General features: G+C 40.9%; 13 protein-coding genes and 1 tRNA gene. 12 read left to right on the forward strand and 2 right to left on the reverse strand.

Going from position 1 to position 19725, the window contains the following annotated elements:
- Nucleotides 1-8 precede the first annotated feature (8 nt).
- Nucleotides 9-2225, reverse strand: coding sequence for a pilin (locus tag BEGALDRAFT_RS05940; protein ID WP_002684729.1), 2217 nt, complete (start codon nucleotides 2223-2225; stop codon nucleotides 9-11).
- A gap of 721 nt (nucleotides 2226-2946) precedes the next feature.
- Between BEGALDRAFT_RS05940 and BEGALDRAFT_RS05945 the strand changes: the two genes are divergently transcribed.
- Both BEGALDRAFT_RS05945 and BEGALDRAFT_RS05950 read left to right on the forward strand, forming a co-directional pair.
- A complete protein-coding gene (locus BEGALDRAFT_RS05945; RefSeq protein ID WP_198284610.1) occupies nucleotides 2947-3465 on the forward strand; it encodes a molybdopterin-dependent oxidoreductase in 519 nt (172 codons plus the stop codon).
- 48 nt (nucleotides 3466-3513) lie between these two features.
- The gene (locus BEGALDRAFT_RS05950; RefSeq protein WP_002684732.1) at nucleotides 3514-5442 is read left to right on the forward strand and encodes an EAL domain-containing protein; all 1929 of its coding nucleotides are present in this window, start codon (nucleotides 3514-3516) and stop codon (nucleotides 5440-5442) included.
- Nucleotides 5443-5450: 8 nt separating this feature from the next.
- Here BEGALDRAFT_RS05950 and BEGALDRAFT_RS05955 read toward each other — a convergent pair whose 3' ends face one another.
- Entirely contained in the window at nucleotides 5451-6356 is a 906-nt protein-coding gene (locus tag BEGALDRAFT_RS05955) for a WD40 repeat domain-containing protein (protein WP_002684736.1), read from the reverse strand.
- 250 nt (nucleotides 6357-6606) lie between these two features.
- Between BEGALDRAFT_RS05955 and BEGALDRAFT_RS05960 the strand changes: the two genes are divergently transcribed.
- The 10 genes from BEGALDRAFT_RS05960 (at nucleotide 6607) to BEGALDRAFT_RS06000 (ending at nucleotide 19632) form a co-directional block, all read left to right on the forward strand.
- Nucleotides 6607-6698 (forward strand) — tRNA-Ser (locus tag BEGALDRAFT_RS05960).
- A gap of 310 nt (nucleotides 6699-7008) precedes the next feature.
- Nucleotides 7009-7080 carry a pyrroloquinoline quinone precursor peptide PqqA gene (gene pqqA, locus BEGALDRAFT_RS19655; RefSeq protein ID WP_083991600.1) on the forward strand — a complete coding sequence of 24 codons (72 nt, stop codon included), beginning with the start codon at nucleotides 7009-7011 and terminating at the stop codon, nucleotides 7078-7080.
- 110 nt (nucleotides 7081-7190) lie between these two features.
- The gene (gene pqqB / locus BEGALDRAFT_RS05965; RefSeq protein WP_002684739.1) at nucleotides 7191-8105 is read left to right on the forward strand and encodes a pyrroloquinoline quinone biosynthesis protein PqqB; all 915 of its coding nucleotides are present in this window, start codon (nucleotides 7191-7193) and stop codon (nucleotides 8103-8105) included.
- A 166-nt stretch (nucleotides 8106-8271) separates the two neighbouring features.
- On the forward strand, nucleotides 8272-10341 hold the full coding sequence (locus tag BEGALDRAFT_RS05970; protein ID WP_002684741.1) for a hypothetical protein: 2070 nt from the start codon (nucleotides 8272-8274) through the stop codon (nucleotides 10339-10341).
- A gap of 101 nt (nucleotides 10342-10442) precedes the next feature.
- Complete coding sequence (locus tag BEGALDRAFT_RS05975) at nucleotides 10443-11837, forward strand: PhoH family protein (RefSeq protein WP_002684749.1); 1395 nt, start codon at nucleotides 10443-10445, stop codon at nucleotides 11835-11837.
- Between the two features lie 64 nt (nucleotides 11838-11901).
- Nucleotides 11902-12372, forward strand: a complete 471-nt coding sequence (locus tag BEGALDRAFT_RS05980) for a DUF2269 family protein (protein WP_002684751.1) — start codon at nucleotides 11902-11904, stop codon at nucleotides 12370-12372.
- Between the two features lie 147 nt (nucleotides 12373-12519).
- Complete coding sequence (locus BEGALDRAFT_RS05985) at nucleotides 12520-16848, forward strand: Ig-like domain-containing protein (RefSeq protein ID WP_002684756.1); 4329 nt, start codon at nucleotides 12520-12522, stop codon at nucleotides 16846-16848.
- Between the two features lie 64 nt (nucleotides 16849-16912).
- Nucleotides 16913-17551, forward strand: a complete 639-nt coding sequence (locus tag BEGALDRAFT_RS05990) for an exopolysaccharide biosynthesis protein (RefSeq protein WP_002684757.1) — start codon at nucleotides 16913-16915, stop codon at nucleotides 17549-17551.
- A 345-nt stretch (nucleotides 17552-17896) separates the two neighbouring features.
- On the forward strand, nucleotides 17897-18565 hold the full coding sequence (locus tag BEGALDRAFT_RS05995; protein WP_002684758.1) for a fumarylacetoacetate hydrolase family protein: 669 nt from the start codon (nucleotides 17897-17899) through the stop codon (nucleotides 18563-18565).
- Between the two features lie 38 nt (nucleotides 18566-18603).
- Nucleotides 18604-19632 (forward strand): DsbA family protein, encoded by a 1029-nt coding sequence (locus BEGALDRAFT_RS06000; RefSeq protein ID WP_002684761.1) that lies wholly within the window; start codon nucleotides 18604-18606, stop codon nucleotides 19630-19632.
- The last annotated feature ends 93 nt before the right edge of the window (nucleotides 19633-19725 follow it).

Below are 19725 nucleotides of genomic sequence, written 5' to 3' on the forward strand. Positions count from 1 at the left end.
TACTATAATTATTGTGCATCGGTTGCAGGTTGGCAGGCTTCTGGGAGTAGGCTTGTATCTATCTCATCTGCTTCACATTTCCAAAAATAACCTTCAGTATCATACGTTAAAAATAACGCGCCTGTAATGCCTGAATCTTCTTTGAAGTAAATCCCATAACCGCTACCGTTTTCCAGTAGTTCAATATTCGCAACATATTGTCCTTCTGTGTTTATGCCGATTTCTGCGATGGTGGGTAGTTTGCCTTGACTAAAATAGCCTTCTTCAGCAGCGACTTTTAAAGGCGTTATTAATTGAATCGCTTCTGCAATTGCTGGGGATGATGTTGTTGCCGTTGATTCCTCATCATCGTCACCGCTATAACTTTCTGAATCTTGTTCGAAAGTCCCCGTATTTGCTGCTTCTTCCAGACGGTTCAGATAATCGGTGTAAGCAGGAATCGCTACAGCAGCAAGAATGCCAATGGCGGCAACGCCAATAAATCCAGCACTATCATTGAGTCCAAAGAATAAATCTAAGGGACTATTTTCAAAGGTCATTGTTAAGCCAATTTGAGATTCTGCCATGTCGATTTGTAAGGCATAAGTCCCTTCTGTGGGGAAGTTTAAAGCGTAAGCATTGGGTAATGCGAATAAATCCACTGGAGTGCTTGAAAAATCTCCCATCATATTAATGAGTTGCAAGTAAGCATAATAGATATAACGCGGTGTTCCATTTAAGCTGCCAGAGAATGATAGTAATGTCCCTGAGACATTTAAACGATGGCGTTCAGTCAGCCAAGCTTGTAAGGTGATTTTTTTGGGATTTTGTTCACGGTCAATAAGACTTTGTGGCACTTCACCAAGGATTAAAAAGCCATTTTCTTCAACCCAGTAATAATGGGCGTTGACTTTTTCAAACAGGGATAACAGCAACTTTTCCATGTCGTCGGTACTGTCAGGGTATTCATCGGCTAATTGTTTTGTCCACGCCCAGCCCACGATGTTAGGAACAGCTAAATGATGATAAGTTTTGCCACCAATATCACGGGTTTCATAGGTGAGTTTATATTTATCAATCAAGTGTTTTAGCACGGTTTGCCAGTTTTCAGCGTTACGAATTCGCAGGGCTAAAAATTGTCCTGCATCATCCATAAAAATGCCAATTTCTCCGCCAAAAGTCTCTAAAACGGTTCTTAAATCAAGTCCAATGTTTTCTTTAAAGACTTTTTCAGCTTCAGCTAATTCAGCGAGTTGTTCTTCATTTTTGGTGACTTGCCAATATTTTTCTAGGTTTTGCCACATTTCCAATAGGGGTAAATTAATCGTTGCCGCTAAGGTTGCACGTCCTGTTAAATTAACAGGGAATTCATTGTGTAAAGCGGGCAAATAGCTTAAATAACCTGTTTTGGGAATATCTGCTAATAAACCTAACCGTCCTTTGCCATTACTCACGCCCCAGCCAAATGCAAAAGCTCGCATGGATAATAAGCCCCACTCTTTATACATCGCTAATTCTTCAGGCGGGAGCATGTTTTGTAATAAAGGCAGGAGGGCTTCTGTATTTGTCCAGTAAAACAAGCCTTGCCCACTGCTATCAATCTGATTTTCTAGGGCATACATCGGATGATTAGGCGTTGCTTGTAATTGGCTTAACTGTTTTTTCAGTGCGTCTGTGTTAACACTAACACCTGTGCCGATATATAGCGTCAGGCGTTTTTGGGTTTTGTCAAAATAAGAGGCAACAGAGAAAGGATTAATCACCATTAATCCATAGCCATCGGCAGAGAGTGGCGTTACAACTTTTAAATCTGGGGCTTTACTCGTCAAACTGTTAAAAACGGCATTGACTTCTTCAGGTGTCGTTGTAGTCAGTTGTGTAGTAATGATGAGTTTAAAATCATCGGGTTTTGAACTACCAGCAGGATAAATAAATGCGGCTTCTATGGGAGAATGAACGCGAGTTAAGAGGGTTTCTACCGCTTTATCATTAATAAAGGGTTGAATCAGGTTAGCGTAAACCCCTTGTTGTAATGACAATATTTGTTGTGTATGGGCTTCATGGCTCTGCGCATCATTTAAAACGCTTCCTTTTGGTGCAGAGAAAAATCCCCATAGGTTCGGAACGCGAATATACGCGATAGTATCAGTAGGTAGGGTTGTGCGCAGTGTGGGCGGGTCAGAAATGGTGGTTGCATAACTAAACGGCAACCATATACATAACAAAATGAAAGAAACTTTTTTCATTATATAATCCTTATGGTGTTGGAAAAAACAGAGTTATTATGGGTAAATAGAAGGTTTTTTCATAATCAGGTTATACACATACCTATTTATTATTTCACGAACACAAGCATTTTCCTTTAATAGTGCTTGTGTATTTTTTAGGGATGCAAAAAACATAGTCATGCAGGGGGAAAATTGGCATAAGCTACGCATATGAACTGTAAGGTCTGTGTATTGCTAAACACTTATTTACTCTCAGTGACATGAAAACAGGGGCTGTTTGTGGATAGTTGGAAAATCTATAGCTTGAATGTGGATGTCTTAAAATTAACCCGATTAAATTTCTGTTTGTCATGTCTTTGGGGGTAAAATATAAAGACAATAAGGTATCTAGCTGATTGATAAAATATAAAGAGAATTTAGTATTTTATTCAATGAGATTTATTGGTATCACATCCTCGTACTCACTTTAACATCTTTCGCCAACCTAACTGCGAAAACGTTTTTCAATGCAACTTTGATATTCATACGTTATAAATATAAGCAGATAAAATCAAAATGTTATTAATATATCTGATAAGCCATACTCAATATTTTACACATAATAAAACGACATTTAAGCTGTGTGTTTGTCAGGTAGGGAGTTAGAGTAATGGGTTTTTTTGGTAGAATTTTTATGATTCCCCTGCTTGCGAGTACTTTTATCACGCTGTTTGCTTCTGTGTCGTTTGCGGACAATTCTGTGTCACTCAATTCAGTTTCGGACTCGGCAAGCCCTAGTACTGTTGCAAGTCGGGTCGTGACGATGATTGAACATTTAGAAAAACCAACAGGGCGCGTGATTTTAAGCATTAAAGGCAAAATTAAACAAACAAATAGCGATGATGGTGTTGCTCGTTTTGACCGTGAAATGTTAGCAAAATTACCGCAACAGACGGTTAAGACGACCGAACTATGGTCAGACGGAATGCAGGAGTTTGAGGGGGTTTTATTAACCGATTTATTAAAATATGTTGGTGCAACAGGAAATTATATCGTTGCGTATGCGTTGGATGGTTATGATACAGACCCCATTCCTTTAACTGACTTAGATAAATATTCGGTTTTAGTGGCGATTAAGAACAATGGGCACTATATGCGTATTCGCGATAAAGGACCTGTGCGTTTAGTGTATCCTGTAGATGACTTTCCTGAGTTACAAAAAGACCCTAAAACACAATATAAGCTCATTTGGCATTTACGCACACTGACTGTTAATTAATGATATTTAATGAGTCATGCTAGGTTTACCGCAATTAAGGACTAAGGAATGGAACATAAGAAAATTCGCTGGTCACATTTTTCCGTGATGCTGATTTTTGGGCTAAGTATCTTTATTGCGAGTATTTATGCAGGCTTTAGTTATTTATTAGAAACCAGTAGAGCCACTGCAACCGACCAAGCCTATGATTATTTTGCATTATTACAGGCAAATCAAGAGTTTGAAAGATTTCAACATCGTTTAGAAATTGCCAGCATCGACTCTATTACCGCAGAATCTGATGGCGATGGGTTGTCATTATTAGAGCAATTAGGCGTTGTTTGGGTCAAATTGGATCGTTTGATGGAAGGAAAAAACGCAGTGCGTTTGCGTCAGGATGAATCCCTTGTTGCTTTTAAAGAAAAAGCCAGCCGATTTTTAGAACAGTTAGAACTTATCCTAGATAAAGATTTAAACTCCCCGCTCTATCAAGCCATTCCTGATTATAAAGCCTCTCAAGCCAGTGCAAGATTATTATTAGAAGAATTTAAACCCTTTGTTGACCAAAAATCCCGATTATTGAAATTACAAGAGCAGTTAGCCGCTGGGCAGGCATCGTTAAAGTATTATTTTGGCGGGATATTACTCAGTGGAATTTTAGTCTTACTCATGTATGGTTATGCCTTAAGACGAACCATTTCTATGGCAAAAGAAATGGCGTATCAAGCGAGTCATGACTTATTAACAGGATTATATAATCGTTTCGAGGTTGAACAGCGAGTCGAAGATTTATTAGGTGCAGCGCGACAAACAGGCGAGCAACATTCTTTATGTTACATGGATTTAGATAACTTTAAAATTATTAATGATACTTGCGGACATGAAGCAGGTGACGAATTATTAAAGCAATTAAGCCCCGTTTTACAATCGCAAATCCGCCCACAAGATATGCTTGCCCGTTTAGGGGGCGATGAATTTGCTGTTATTTTAAATAGTTGTGAAATGACAATTGCTGAACAAATTGCCGAGCGTTTACGCGAAACTGTACAGGATTTTAAATTCAGTTGGGCAGGTCAAACATTTGATGTGACAATGAGTATTGGGGCTGTTTCTATCAATAAAGACAGTGATATTACCTCCGCAATTTTGAGCGATGCGGATGCTGCTTGTTTCTTAGCGAAAGAGCGCGGACGTAATCGGGTTTATTTAGGGCAAAGCCATACGCTAGAAAGCCATAAAACCCAAATGGCGTGGGTTTCGCGGATTTCTCAAGCCTTTAAAGAAAGTCGTTTTCGTCTCTATTGTCAGCCTATCGTACCGATTAAAGCCGATCATGTTGAAAAATTGCATTATGAGGTCTTGGTGCGGATGTTAGATGAGGAAGGCAAGATTATTCCACCGGGAATTTTCTTACCTGCGGCAGAGCGTTATAACCAGATGGTACGCTTAGACCGTTGGATTATTCGCACGTTGTTTGAACATTTAACCAGTCATCCTGAAGAATTAGAGGCGTTAGAAGTCTGTTCGGTGAATTTATCAGGATTATCTATCGGGGATAGAAACTTTACAGGCTTTATCGTTGAACAGTTTGAAAATTTTGGAATGCCTACGCATAAAGTTTGCTTTGAAGTCACTGAAACAGCCGCCATTACGAATATTAAAGAGGCTTCAAAATTCATCCGTTATTTTAAAGAAATGGGTTGCCGTTTCTCGTTGGATGATTTTGGTAGTGGCATGTCATCCTTTGCTTATTTAAAAGGGATGCCCGTTGATTATTTAAAAATTGATGGGGGATTTGTCAAGGATATGTTAAATGACCATATTGACCGCGCTATGGTGGATTCTATCCATCGGGTTGGGCATGTTTTAGGCTTAAAAACCATTGCGGAATATGTGGAAAATGACCAAATTTTAGCTTTATTGCGAGAAATTGGGGTTGATTACGCGCAAGGTTACGGTATTGGGAAACCGCAACCCTTAACGCATCGAAATGTTTAACACGATTTCTAGTTCATTAACTCCAGAAAATAAAGTAAGCCGTTATTATCGCCCAATACAATTCGCTTACCATCTGGCGTAATCACGCAACAATTTAGTTTCTGCTCTATCATTAAATTCCCCAGTAGTTCCCCTTTTCGCCAGTCCCAGACTTTTAAGGTGCTGTCCCAACTGATAGAAATGAGGACAGAGCCTTCAGGACTGAGTGATAAAGCATCGATATAGTTTTCATGCGCTTCAATATGGGTGACTTCTTGCCCAGTGACTAATGACCAAACTTTGATACTTTTATCCCAACTGGCGGAAATCACATGTTGATTATCCATTGTCACTGCAACAGAAACAACCCAATAACGGTGTCCTGTGAAGGTATGCAGTAATTGTCCTGTCTGAATATCCCATACTTTAACGACATTATCACGCCCTGCTGAAATCACTTTTGAACCGTCGGGAGTAACGGCAAGGGTCATAATCCAATCAGTATGTCCTTTTAATTCTCTTATTGGTTTTAATGTCGCTAAATCCCAAATAATAACGTATTTATCACGTGCGGCAGAGATAAAATATTTACCGTCTGGTGTTAGTGCAAGTGCTTGTACTTTATCTTGATGTTCTTGTAAAACATTGCTTTCAATACCAACCGTTAAGTCCCAAACTCGTAGCGTATTATCATCTGAGGCTGAAATCGCTTGAGAACCATCAGGCGTAACAATTACGCTAGTTACCCGTTTTTTATGCCCAGATAAAGTGAGAATGTCTAAACCGCTGTCAATATCCCACACTTTGACCGTGCGGTCATTAGAAGCAGACAGTGCATATTTTCCCGTTGGGGTTAAGGTCACACAATTAACGGCTTCAATATGTTCGCCTTGTGCAGGACGCAGTGATAGAAGGGGAGGGGCTTTGGCTTTCATGGCATCAATATTCTACAAAGTTTATTAAATGAGTTAATCACCACAATGGGGATATGTCTTTATCAATTCAAAGTAAACTAGCACAATTCACGCAATATCCTTTCCAGTTTGTTCAAGATAGCTTAACAAACAATCAGCAGTGGAAAAAACGCCAAATAAATAAAATTAACTAATTGTTTTTATGGTTAATTATCTAATACTTGAGTTATGCCATAAATTCAGTCATAATTATCGCCTTAACCATTCTCTCGGAAAGGTGGCAGAGCGGTTTAATGCGACGGTCTTGAAAACCGTTGAAGGACTTAAAGCCTTCCGTGGGTTCGAATCCCACCCTTTCCGCCATCATTAAACTTTCTTCTCCTTGCCAATCAACTCATAAACAAAATTTTATTATTTAGCTATTGGCTATTAATAACCTATCTTTTATACTTTTGGCACAGTTTGTTTACTCAGTTGTTTCTTTATAGCCACATTCTGTCAGTTTTATACGGTTTATGAGTAATAACACACATCAAAAACAAATCTGTAGCAACTTAATCAATTAGTTAAAAAGTCAGCGTCAGACTGGCATATATTCTGCTAAATAAACATGACGGAAGTAATATTTATTTCCGAAAGTTCTATCGTTACACACTTATTGGAGGAATTAATTATGTGGACAAAACCAGCTTACACCGAAATGCGTTTTGGCTTTGAAGTCACCATGTACATTGCCAATCGTTAATTGATTGTACCCGTGTATATCACCATCCCGATATACACGGACTCCCCGCAAAAATATCCCCCTTCTTAACGCTACGCAAGTAGCTCTCAATTCTCAAGCAGAATCAGCTTATGCGCATACATATTTTAGGCTCGGCGGCGGGCGGTGGTTTTCCACAATGGAATTGTAACTACAGCAATTCTAAAGGCGTGAGAGAAGGCACTTTGCGTGCTAAAGCTCGGACACAATCTTCAATTGCAGTCAGTTCAGATAATCAAAACTGGGTATTATTTAATACATCGCCTGATATTCGTCAGCAATTACTGAACTTTCCTGAAATTCAACCCGCGAGAAAATTACGCGATACAGGGATTAGTGCCATTATCTTTGTAGATAGTCAAATCGACCACACCACAGGTTTATTGATGTTACGCGAAGGAATGCCATTAACAGTCTATTGTACCGAGATGGTTTATCAGGATTTAACCACTGGATTTCCCATTTTTAAGATGCTGACGCATTGGAACGGGGGCGTTAATCGTCACAGTATCCCCATTGATGGACAATCATTTACAATTCCAACTATTACAGATTTACGCTTTACCGCGATTGCTTTATCGAGTAAAGCCCCGCCTTATTCTCCCCATCGTGACCAACCGCATTTAGGCGACAATATTGGCGTTTTTATTGAAGATTTAAAAACACAGAAAAGCGCGTTCTACGCCCCTGGTTTGGGCGAGATTGAAGCCCATTTATTGCCTTACATGCAAAAAGCTGATTGCGTACTGGTCGATGGCACTTTTTGGCGTGAAGATGAATTAATACAAACAGGTGTCGGGACTAAATGCGCTCGTGAAATTGGGCATTTACCCCAATCTGGCGAAGATGGCATGATTGCCTTTTTAGATACGTTACAAAAACCACGTAAAGTATTAATTCATATTAATAATACAAATCCAATTTTAATTGAAGATTCTGCCGAACGTGCAGAACTAACCGCGCATCATATTGAAGTTGCGGAAGATGGTATGGACATTATTTTATAACGCTGTTGTATTAAATTAAGCAATAAAACCATAAAAAACCTAGTAAGTAAGTGCTTACTGGGTTTTTTTATCCCCATCAAACATGAAAAAACGGCATTTACTCACGCGCTATTGCGCTTGACCGTTATAATAAACAAATTCATTTCTTGCAAAAAAAAGGATTGTTATGGCGTTTTGGAGTCAATTCTGGACACAAACAGCGTGGGGTGTTTGCCTCAGTCTATTTTGGTTTACCCTGCCGGGGTGGGGAGTTGCACGCTTATTGGGATTGGCAGAGCGTTCAACGTTTCTTTCGACACTATTGCTTGCCCCAACGCTTGGTTTATGCGCCTATGGTAGTTTTTCACTACTGATTAATGCAATTTTACCGTATCACTGGATAACGCTGGTTTTTAGCTGGTTGTTATTTCAAGCAATTGTTTGGACGTGGATTTTTAAACATCCTGTTAGTGAACAAGAAGCATTTTGTCCTATTGCAAATCGTTATAGTTTTTGGTTACTGATAGGGGCAGGGCTTTGGTCATTGTTACCAACCGTCATGATTATCCCGTTTTTTCGTGATAATGGGTTATATGTTATCGAGATGATTTTCGATCATGCCAAAATCGCGCTGGTGGATAGTATTGCCCGCGAAGGCTTATTGCCTGTCAATCCTTACTACGCGCCTGATGGTGAAACCATTCCGCTCATTTATTACTACACATGGCATTTTTTAGCATCACAACTCAAGATATTAATTCCTAATATTCAAGGTTGGTCGGTAGAAGTCGCTTTTAATTGGTTTACAGGCTTTGCCGTCATGGGGTTTTTAATGGGGCTTGCGACGCGGATTAGTCAACAAGCGAAAGCGGGCGCGTTTGTTTTACTATTTGCAATTTGCAGTCAACCCATCGTCTTAATTGATTTTTTTGGTGACTGGGTTTCACAACGTTTTCTATTACCCGACCATCCTGCTGAAGTATTATGGTTACAAATGGCGTGGGTGCCACAGCATGTATTATCCGCTTTAGCCGTTGTGTTAGCGATTTTCTTAATTGCGCGTTTATTAGCACAACAACATTTGCAACCTGCGACAGCCAGTATTTTAGGGCTAACCGTTGCCACAGGGTTTGGAGCTTCTACATGGGTGGGTGGAATTGGGTTTGCCTTTGCGAGTCCTGCTTTACTACTCATGCTGTTAGGGCTACGTTTACCATGGGCATCTTATTTTGCATTACTGAAAAATAGTTTATTAGCGATTGGTGTGACAATCTTATTTGCCTTTCCATTGCTGATTTCTCAAGTTTCAGGGCCTTCATTAGCAGAATCACAATTACCTTTTGGCTTAGAAATTTATAATACGACGGCATTAGCCTCACGTGATACGTTAAAGGGGCAATTATTTCATATTGTTGCATTCTGGTTGCAATATTTACCGCTGAGTTTGGGGATTTGTTACTTATTGGGTATTTTTGCATTGTTTGCCCGCCGTGAATCCAATCAAACAGCGAAAAATTTTTTATGGCTGTCGATAGCAACCATTTTCGGCTTTTTATTCGTCACCCTCTTTGTAAAAAGTACGTTTTGGAATAATAGTTTTGGTTGGCGTTCAGTCTTACCGCCTGTCATGTTATTGCTGGTGTGGGCGGGTGTGGCGGCAACCCTGCCTTATACGCTAGATTTAAGTCAATGGCGTGAGAATGCTTTATTCGTGCGTTTGCGCAAATGGATACCATTACTTATCAGCATAGGGGTAACAATCGGTATTTTAACGACGATTCGAATTGTACATTTACCCCGAAATTTTTTAGATAAAAGTCCTGAAGTCACCCAATTACATCAAGGTTTTCTCCGCCAATATGATGCATGGGCAACAGTACGTCGTTTGACTGAGCCGACAGATATTGTGCAATCTAATCCTGATGGTTATATCAGTTTAACGCCTTGGCCTGCTACGTTAGGTTATGCCGTGTTTGCAGATCGGAAAATTGCTTATGCGAATGTGGAATATGCAACGGTATTCGCCTATCGCTACGACCCAGAGAAAAATAAAAAGCAATATCAATTAATTAAAGATGTATTTGCTCGTCCCGTTAGTGTCGAAGAGTTATCAATCCTGCGTAATCAGTACAAGATAAAAGCTTTATTAGTCGACCAGCATGATCCGATTTGGTCATCTACCTATATTGAACAATCAGGTGTTTATCGTTTAGCGCATCAGGATACTGATTATAAAGTTTATCTTGCAACACCTTGAGCATTGACATGGTGAGGGATGATAGCTCCGTCCTGATGGGTGGAGCTATTTCCCATAAAGATAATTCTGCTCTTAATGCTTATTAGCTTAATAAAAACAATATGAAAAATCGTATTTTTATTTTAGATACCAATGTATTAATGCATGACCCTACAGCGATTTTTCGCTTTGAAGAACATGCCGTGTATTTGCCGATGGTGGTGTTAGAAGAGCTAGACGCGGGTAAAAAAGGGATGTCTGAAGTTGCGCGAAATGTGCGACAAGTCAGCCGTTTTATCGACGAGTTAATGCAAGGCATTGACAGCCGTTGTATTGATCAAGGCGTTCCTTTGCCTGTAACGAGTAAGTCTGGAAAAGCTGGGCGTTTATTTTTTCAAACACAACTGTTACCTGAAGAGCCACTCCCTTCTACTTTAGCGGGTAATAAACCTGATAATAGTATTTTAAGCCTTGCCATTGCCTTACAAAAAGCAGAGCCACGTTGTGAAGTCACGCTGGTTTCTAAAGATATTAATCTGCGAATTAAAGCGCATGTGTTATCGATTAAAACGGAAGACTACACTAACGATAAGGTGTTAGACGATGTCGATTTACTTTATACAGGAGAGTCTGTTTTAAATGCAGATTTTTGGGAAACGCATAGTAAAGCTTTGAGCGCGTGGCAAGAACAGGGGCGGACTTATTACACAGTGACAGGGGATGATGTCGCACATTGGTATCCGAATCAGTTTGTTTATAACGCAGAAGCTCAAGATAAAAATGATAAATTTGAAGCGATTGTCCGCAAGATAGAGGGTAATCAAGCCACGATTGAATTAGCCCGCAATTTTACGGAGTCACGGCACAGTGTTTGGGGGATTACGGCAAGAAATCGTGAACAAAATTTCGCGTTAAATTTACTGATGGATCCTGAAGTCGATTTTGTTTCTTTGCTTGGAACAGCAGGCACAGGAAAAACCTTATTAGCTTTGGCGGCTGGCTTGGCGCAAACCTTAGATCAACAACGTTATCGTGAAATTATTGTAACCCGCGTTACGATTCCTGTCGGTGAAGACATTGGCTTTTTACCGGGAACAGAAGAGGAAAAAATGACTCCGTGGATGGGGGCATTAATGGATAACTTGGAGGTTTTAAACCCAACGCAGGGCGGTGAATGGGGACGTGCAGCAACCGCAGATTTATTGAATACGCGAATTAAAATTCGGTCATTAAATTTTATGCGGGGGCGTACTTTTTTAAAAAGTTATATCATCTTAGATGAGGCGCAGAATTTAACCTCTAAACAGATGAAAACCTTTATTACCCGTGCAGGACCTGGTACAAAAATCATTTGTTTAGGCAATATTGCACAAATTGATACGCCGTATTTATCTGAAACCACTTCGGGATTAACCTATGTGGTTGACCGTTTTAAAAATTGGCAGCATAGCGGACATATAACACTACAACGCGGCGAACGTTCGCGTTTAGCCGATTTTGCTTCACAAGTGTTATAATATATTGTTATTCAAGTATTTTTTTGATATTCACGGCGACAGGGTTGTCGATAGGTGTTCAATAATGAACCTTTATTTCGTATTAAAAAGCCTGCATCTAGTAGGTATCATTCTGTTTTTAGGGAATATTATTGTAACAGCTTGGTGGAAAATTATGGCAGATAGAACCCGTCATCCTGCCATTATTGCCTTTGCACAACGTCAGGTCACATTAACGGATTATATTTTTACGGCAGGTGGTGCAACGCTACTCTTTCTCGCAGGTGCTGGGACTGCCATTGTGAATCATTGGGATATTATGACGGTTAAATGGCTGTTATGGGGCAATATTTTATTTGCATTATCAGGGTTGATTTGGCTATTTATTCTTATCCCTATTCAAATCAAACAAGCACGTATTGCCAGACAATTTGCTGTTGATGGCAATATTCCTGAGCATTATTGGCAATTAAGTCGTCAATGGGTGATATTTGGCGCAATTGCAACGATTTTACCCCTGCTTAATGTCTATTGGATGGTTTTCAAACCCATTTAGCATCGACCAAGTACAGATGAAGATTGCTTTAGCTTGATAAAGAAAAGATAGGATAAACGCGGATAAGGCAATCACGCTATATAAAATCTTCAAAACGTTGTGCTTTAATAACAGCAATCATTTTGATTTTTGTGCGGATGGTGAATTATGGCAAAGCAAATAGGAACGGTCACGACGATTGTCGATACAGCAATTAAAGCCGTGGGCGCAGATGGCAACGTGCGAACCTTGGCACAAGGTGATGCTGTTTTTCAAGGTGATACGATTGAAACAGGTAAGCGGGCTTATGTCAAAATTACCTTGTCAGATGGTACGTTATTCCAATTAGGGCCTTTGTCTAAAGCCAGTTTAGATAAGTTTAATTATCAGCCTGATGCACAACATGGCGAGCTTGAAAGTAGTGTTTTTATCGGGGTTTTTCGCTTTATCAGCGGAAAGATTGGCGGTGATGAACGCGGACAGCATACGACGATTAAAACGCCCGCAGCGACTATCGGCATACGGGGGAGCGAATTAGATATTGCCGTGGATGAGCAAGGCAATATGACCTTGTTACATATTTCAGGGTTAGTCGATGTTACGCCTGTGGTAGGTTTGCCTTTTAGTGTTTATCTAGCAGGCACACGGGTAGAGCTGTCTTTACACGATGCGCCCGTTGTAAGTCTCGCCGATTCAGCGTTTATCTCACAATTCCGTGCATATCTATTGCCCTTAAATGCGCATAAAACCGAAGATGAATCTTTATTGCGTGCTAATAGTGTTCATCAAAAAGAACCGTCACCAACAGAGAATGGGGAAGAAACGAATACAGAACAACAGGAAAGTTTAGGACGGCAACATTTTTCAAATTTAGCCGATCATGCACTATTAACAGTGGGAAGCAGCGCGGACAGTGCAACAACAACCGCAGCGCGTTTAGCCCATCTTTCTTCATCAATGGGAAGGAATGACGGGCAGGAAGAAAATGTCTTATTACCGCCTTTACCCTTTGGTTTATCACAGGGCAATACTAGCAATGATGTCTTGTTTAAATCGCCACTGACGACGGATGATGGCGATACCAATCGTTTTACAGAAGACCATGCCATTCTTACGCCTGTCTTATTTACAGAACCTCAGCTTATCCGCGCAGATACAGAGATATTACAAGGGCAAAATGGTACTGTTTTTAATAATCAGGATGGCTCATTCACTTATGTTCCCAATGTAGGTTTTTGGGGCGAAGATAGTTTCGGTTATCGTTTCTCACCGTTTGAAGCCTTTACCATCGTTTCTGTTACCATTGCCCGCCCACAAGTCGATATGCCACTTGTTCAAGCTGATGATGTTGTGCCGATACGGACGAATGCAGGGGGGACGCTACTCGTACAGACAGATGGCACAGTTGATTATATTCCGCCTGTCAATTTTCATGGTACGGATAGTTTTTCTTATCTCCCCGCAGGACAAAATACCCCTATTACGATTGAGTTAAACGTTGAAGCGATGAATGACGCACCGATTGCTGTGCGTGATGACTATACAGAAATTCTCAATCCTAATTTATTAACCGTTGCAGAAGACAGTGTCTTAACGATTCCTGCCGATGTGTTGTTAGCAAATGATATAGAGGTCGATAAGATTGATGGAGATGGATTATCGATTTATGCCGTATCGCCCACGGATGGCATTATCCCAACACAAGGCACTGTTGTTTTAAATCCTGATAATAGCGTGAGTTTTCAACCCACTGCCAATTTTAATGGCGAGACCATTTTTACTTATGTTGTCCAAGACAGTGACGGGGTACGGAGCAGTAGTACCGTTAAAGTTGCCGTTACGCCTGTCAATGACGCGCCATTAGTAGGTAATGATGTCTTAAACGGAGCAGGACAAAATCCTGTTACTATTCCGATTGCTCAGTTATTAAGCAATGATAGTGATATTGAAAAGCAAGTCTTAATCCTGATTGCCGTAGAAAATCCTGAAAATGGAAGCGTCGTTTTAAATCCCAACGGTACGATTACCTTCACCCCTGCGCCCAATTTTACAGGGGGGCAATTTGACTATTTAGTCAGTGATGGACAAGCTGAAAATGCCGTGAGTCGTGGCACTGTTATCATTGTGTTAGATGGTTCTGGCGTGCCAATTTTACCCATTGATGACAATAATCAACCGCCCATTACGAATAATCTAGCCCCAATTGCCAACGCTGATGGCGTGTTTCAAATGGGGACTGAAGACACTATCGTTCTGTTGGGTGCAAGCCTATTACTCAATGATATAGACCCCAATGGCGATTTATTAAGCATTAGCTCAGTCAGCTCAGGTGCTGGCGGGACTGCACGTTTAGACGCGCAAGGCAATATTACTTTTACACGCAGTGCTGATTTTACAGGGATAGGCAGTTTTAGCTACACCATCAGCGATGGACGAGGCGGAACGGCAAGCGCGACCGTGACCGTGCAAGGGGAAGTAGAGCCATTAAATTTACCGCCGATTGCGGTCAATGATGCCTTTATCACCCCTGAAAATACGGCATTAAGCATTAATCCTGCAACTTTATTGCAAAATGACAGAGACCCTGAACAAGCTGTATTAAACATTACCGCACTTGGCGGGGCAACCCATGGGACTGTGACACAAACCGCTGATGGTACAATTATATTTACACCTGTGACGGATTTTGTCGGTATTGCACAATTTAGCTATAACGTTTCAGATGGGGTTAATAACACAACGGCAACTGTACAAATTCAAGTACAACCCTTGCCAGATACACAACCGCAAGCAGTCAGCGATAGTTTTATCACAAATCATAACCAGCCCTTAAATATCAGCAGTGCGCAATTATTAGCGAATGATATACCCGCTCAAGCAACTGATATTTTGCAGATACAAAATGTTATCAACCCACAACAAGGCACTGTTACCTTAAACAGCGATGGCACAGTAACGTTTACCCCAACACAAGATTTTGTCGGCACGGCGAGCTTTGACTACGTATTAAGCAATCAACAAGGGCAACTGAGTAGCACGACCGTTACAATTAACGTTCTCCCCAATCAACCGCCAATTGCACAAGATGATGCAGACCCAACCACAAACAGCGTTGGCTTTAATCAATCGCTACTCCTAACCGCTGCAACATTATTGGCGAATGATAGCGACCCCGATAACGACCCCTTAACCATCACTCAAGTAGATAGCCGTTCTCAAGCACAAGGGACAGTAACACTCACCACTGATGGAAATGTCCTTTATACGCCTGCGCCAGATTTTAGCGGAACAGACCAATTTACTTACACCATCAGCGATGGACACGGCGGAACGGCAAGCGCGACCGTCAGCGTCTTTGTAGAAAATGCCCCCCCTGTTGCTGTGGATGACTTAGACCCCAGCGTCTTATCAACCCCAAAGAATCAAGCGATTACAATTCCCGTTGCTACCCTCCTAAGCAATGACAGCGACCCCAATAACGACCCCTTAAGCCTTGTTGCTGTAGGAGAAGCCGTTAATGGACAAGTTGCGTTTACGCTCGATGGCGCTGTGATATTCACCCCCGATGTCAACTTTGTAGGAACTGCGGGTTTTCAATACAGCATCAGTGATGGCAAAGGCGCGTTTGACACGGCTCAAGTAGCAATTACCGTTGTTGATGCCAATAGCCCACCCGTTGCCAATCCTGACACACTCAGCGCAGGATTTAATCAAACCGTATTTATTCCCGTTGCTGATTTACTTGCCAATGACACAGACCCCGATGCAACCGATATATTAAGCATCACTGAACTGATAGACGACCCTAGTAACGGCGTAACGGCAAAATTGCTGAATAACGAAATTCAACTATTCGTTGATACCTTAAGCAACAACCAATTCGACAGCATCAGTTTTAAATATATCCTCAGTGATGGACAAGGTAATCAAAGTGAAACCACAGTGACTGTAGAAGCGGATAACGTCATCAAAGGCACAGCAAACGCGGATAATTTAGCGGGAACAAATGCCGATGATATTATTCTCGGCTTAGGCGGTAATGACACATTTCAAGCCACAACAGGCAATGATATCTTGCTCGGTGGCGAAGGCGACGACTTATTTTTATTCGACCCCAGCCAAGTAGAAAATGCGATATTAAAGGGAGAATCAGGGCAAGACACCCTGCAATTAACAGGCTCGACCAGTTTAGACCTGTTACAAAATAGTAGTTTACCAAGTGGCGAGGGTTTCCAACTCAGTGGTATCGATACGATAGACATTCGTGATAGCAGCGGCGGCAATACACAACTACGCCTTAGTGCGCAAGATGTCCTAGACATATCTGATAATGGTCGCTTACTCATCGAAGGCAATACCCAAAGCTTTGTCGTCTCCAATGATGGCTGGATTAATGCGGGCGTAGAAACCTTAGGCACGGCGACATATAACCGCTACACCGCTAACGGGGCTGAATTATGGGTAAATACCGATATTGGGGGACAGTTTATTTTCTAACGTCCCGTATAACACAAAAGAATAACCCTAAAAACTCTCTTATTTAACTCAACAATAACTACTTATGTCCATTGAACTCAAACCGATTGAACAAAAACTCTCTATTACCCTAAATGAAGTTGCTCAACATCTCCCAGCAGGAAGTTTAACGCTACGTCAATTACTCACTGAAATTGGCGAACAAGGGCTACTCCTATTCTGCATTTTTCTGACTCTTCCATTCCTGATTCCCGTCTCAATTCCAGGTGTGAGCACTGTCTTTGGCACGCTCATTATCCTTATCAGCATAGGCTTACTCACTAACCGCCTGCCTTGGTTGCCTGAAAAACTCATGCAGAAATCCATTCAAACAGCTTCCTTGATTAATGCCTTAGAAAAAAGTGCGCATATTTTTGAAAAAATCGATAAATTCTCTCATCCGCGTTTAACTCAACTGACTCAAGGGACAACAGTTCTACAATTCAATGGATTCATGCTATTACTGGGTGGCATTCTCCTGATTTTCCCATTTGGCTTTGTCCCCTTTTCTAATACCTTACCAGGACTTGCAATCCTATTTCTTGCTGTTGGTATGTTGCAAAAAGATGGCTATTTTGTCCTTGCGGGCTACCTAATGAACATTTTCACCCTCATCTACTTCACCGTCCTGATTGGGGGTGCGGTGATGGCAGGGAAAGAACTCTGGTCATTATTCGGCGGATAAACAGCAATAAATTTAGCCCTGCTAAATAACCTGAGTTCGGCGAGATTCTTTTAAAAAAGACAACAGCTTGTCTGAATCAGAATTTTCAGAATTAACAGAATTTAAACCCCTTAAACCAAGAAATTAATACGAATCACGTTTTTTAATTCTGCTAATTCTGCTAATTCTGAAAATTCTGTGAATTCTGATTCAGACAAAAAAAGACCTGCTAGGTTTTGAAAACCTAGCAGACCCCTGTTTTATTTTATAAATCTTGCCGAACTTAGGTTAAATACATACTGACAGTTCTCATAACTATGCTACAGTTGCATCATAGATAAACAACGATAAAACCACTCTATAACCATGACCACTCACTATCAACACCTCTATTTAGATGGGTCTTCTGTCAATTTACCCTTTGGTAAAGTTGTTTGTATTGGTAGAAATTACGCAGAACACGCCAAAGAACTAAATAACCCCATACCCAGCAAACCCCTTTTATTTATCAAACCAAATACCGCACTCGCAGATTTACGCAAACCGCTAGAAATTCCAACTTACGGAAAAATTTGCCATCACGAATTAGAATTTGCCTTACTCATTGGAAAACCGTTAAAAAAAACAAGTGTAGAAGAAGTGCCTAATGCAATTTTAGGCTACGCCTTAGCCTTAGATTTAACCCTCCGCGATATTCAAGACGAATTAAAAGTAAAAGGTCATCCATGGGAAATGGCAAAAGCCTTTGATAATGCTTGCCCAATTTCTCCCTTCATTCCCGCCGAACAAATTCCAGACCCGCAACATATTGATATTCGCCTCACCGTAAACGGACAACTCCGTCAAGAAGGCAATACCCAACAAATGATTAATAAAATAAATGAGCTAGTTGCTTATATTTCTAATTACTTCACCCTATTACCGGGTGATGTCGTTCTAACAGGCACACCATCAGGTGTCGGCGAGTTGAAATCAGGCGATCAACTCCTATTAGAATTAGGTAACGACTACTCATTTGTAACCACTGTCGCATAAACTCATACTTTTTATCTGCTTGAAACAAAGGAAAAACCGTGCTGTATCAGCAAATTAATTATTCCCGCTTCAGTATTTTTGCAAGCCTACTCTGTGCTTCTCTCAATCTCCCAGCCACAGAAACCAACACGCCCCCCCCTGTTCCTGTACCCCCTGCACAACGTCAACTTTTTAATTACGAAGGCGTGCAATATACACAAGCAAATTTCCCTGAACGTGTCCGTCAAAGTCTTTATGAAGCTGACCTTGAATATTTTGAAAAGCAAAAGCAACTGATTGATACGGCTGTTTTTGAACTGTACGTCGATGCAGAAGCCAAAAAGCTCGGCAAAACCCGTGAAACCCTCATGGAAGAATGGTTTAAAGTAGATGAACCCAGCGAAGAAGCCGTAAAAGCGTTTTATAACGAAAATAAGGCACGCATTCCCGTCGAATTAGAGAAAGCGAAAGACCAGATTGCACAGTTCTTAAAGCAAAAACAGATACAAGAAAAGCAACTCGCTTTTATCAAAAAAATCAAAGAAGAAGGCTTCTTTGAACTACGTGTTGCCGAACCCATTGCGCCTATTGTCACCATCAACACCGCAGGTTATCCCGCAAAAGGGAATTTAAAAGCAGACATCACCATCGTTGAATTTGCCGATTATCAATGCCCGCACTGCAAACATGCTGCTGAAGCAGTCAACAAACTGATGTCGACCTTTGGCGATAAAATTAAACTGGTTTATATGGATTATCCCATTAATCAATCAGGCATTTCCCGCCTTGTCGCAGAAGGGGCTGTCTGCGCAGACCAACAAGGTAAATTCTGGGATTACCACGCCCTAGCCTTTGAACAACAAGATGCTTTAACCAAAGATTCCCCGCAAGAGTTAGCAGGGTTACTGAAATTAGATGAAGCAGCTTTCAAAAAATGCCTTGCAGAACCTGCAACAAAAGAAAAGGTACAACAAGCCGACAATGAAGCGTTACGTTTAGGCTTAACAGGAACACCTTCATTTTTTGTCAATGGTAAACTGGTGAATGCAGTTGCATTAGAAGACGAAGTGAAAGCCTTGATTAAATAAGATTAATTACGGGGTTTAACTAAAAATAACCTGAGTTCAGCGAGATTTTTTAAAAAGACAAGCATTTGTCTGAATCAGGATTTTCAGAATTCA

Source organism: Beggiatoa alba B18LD, assembly GCF_000245015.1.
GTDB lineage: Bacteria > Pseudomonadota > Gammaproteobacteria > Beggiatoales > Beggiatoaceae > Beggiatoa > Beggiatoa alba.

Excerpts from the sequence above, each read along its gene's own strand:
- BEGALDRAFT_RS05940 (WP_002684729.1), bottom strand. The coding sequence starts at position 2,225 with ATGAAAAAAGTTTCTTTCATTTTGTTATGTATATGGTTGCCGTTTAGT.
- BEGALDRAFT_RS05950 (WP_002684732.1), top strand. The coding sequence starts at position 3,514 with ATGGAACATAAGAAAATTCGCTGGTCACATTTTTCCGTGATGCTGATT.
- BEGALDRAFT_RS05955 (WP_002684736.1), bottom strand. The coding sequence starts at position 6,356 with ATGAAAGCCAAAGCCCCTCCCCTTCTATCACTGCGTCCTGCACAAGGC.
- pqqB (WP_002684739.1), top strand. The coding sequence starts at position 7,191 with ATGCGCATACATATTTTAGGCTCGGCGGCGGGCGGTGGTTTTCCACAA.
- BEGALDRAFT_RS05970 (WP_002684741.1), top strand. The coding sequence starts at position 8,272 with ATGGCGTTTTGGAGTCAATTCTGGACACAAACAGCGTGGGGTGTTTGC.
- BEGALDRAFT_RS05975 (WP_002684749.1), top strand. The coding sequence starts at position 10,443 with ATGAAAAATCGTATTTTTATTTTAGATACCAATGTATTAATGCATGAC.
- BEGALDRAFT_RS05980 (WP_002684751.1), top strand. The coding sequence starts at position 11,902 with ATGAACCTTTATTTCGTATTAAAAAGCCTGCATCTAGTAGGTATCATT.
- BEGALDRAFT_RS05985 (WP_002684756.1), top strand. The coding sequence starts at position 12,520 with ATGGCAAAGCAAATAGGAACGGTCACGACGATTGTCGATACAGCAATT.
- BEGALDRAFT_RS05990 (WP_002684757.1), top strand. The coding sequence starts at position 16,913 with ATGTCCATTGAACTCAAACCGATTGAACAAAAACTCTCTATTACCCTA.
- BEGALDRAFT_RS05995 (WP_002684758.1), top strand. The coding sequence starts at position 17,897 with ATGACCACTCACTATCAACACCTCTATTTAGATGGGTCTTCTGTCAAT.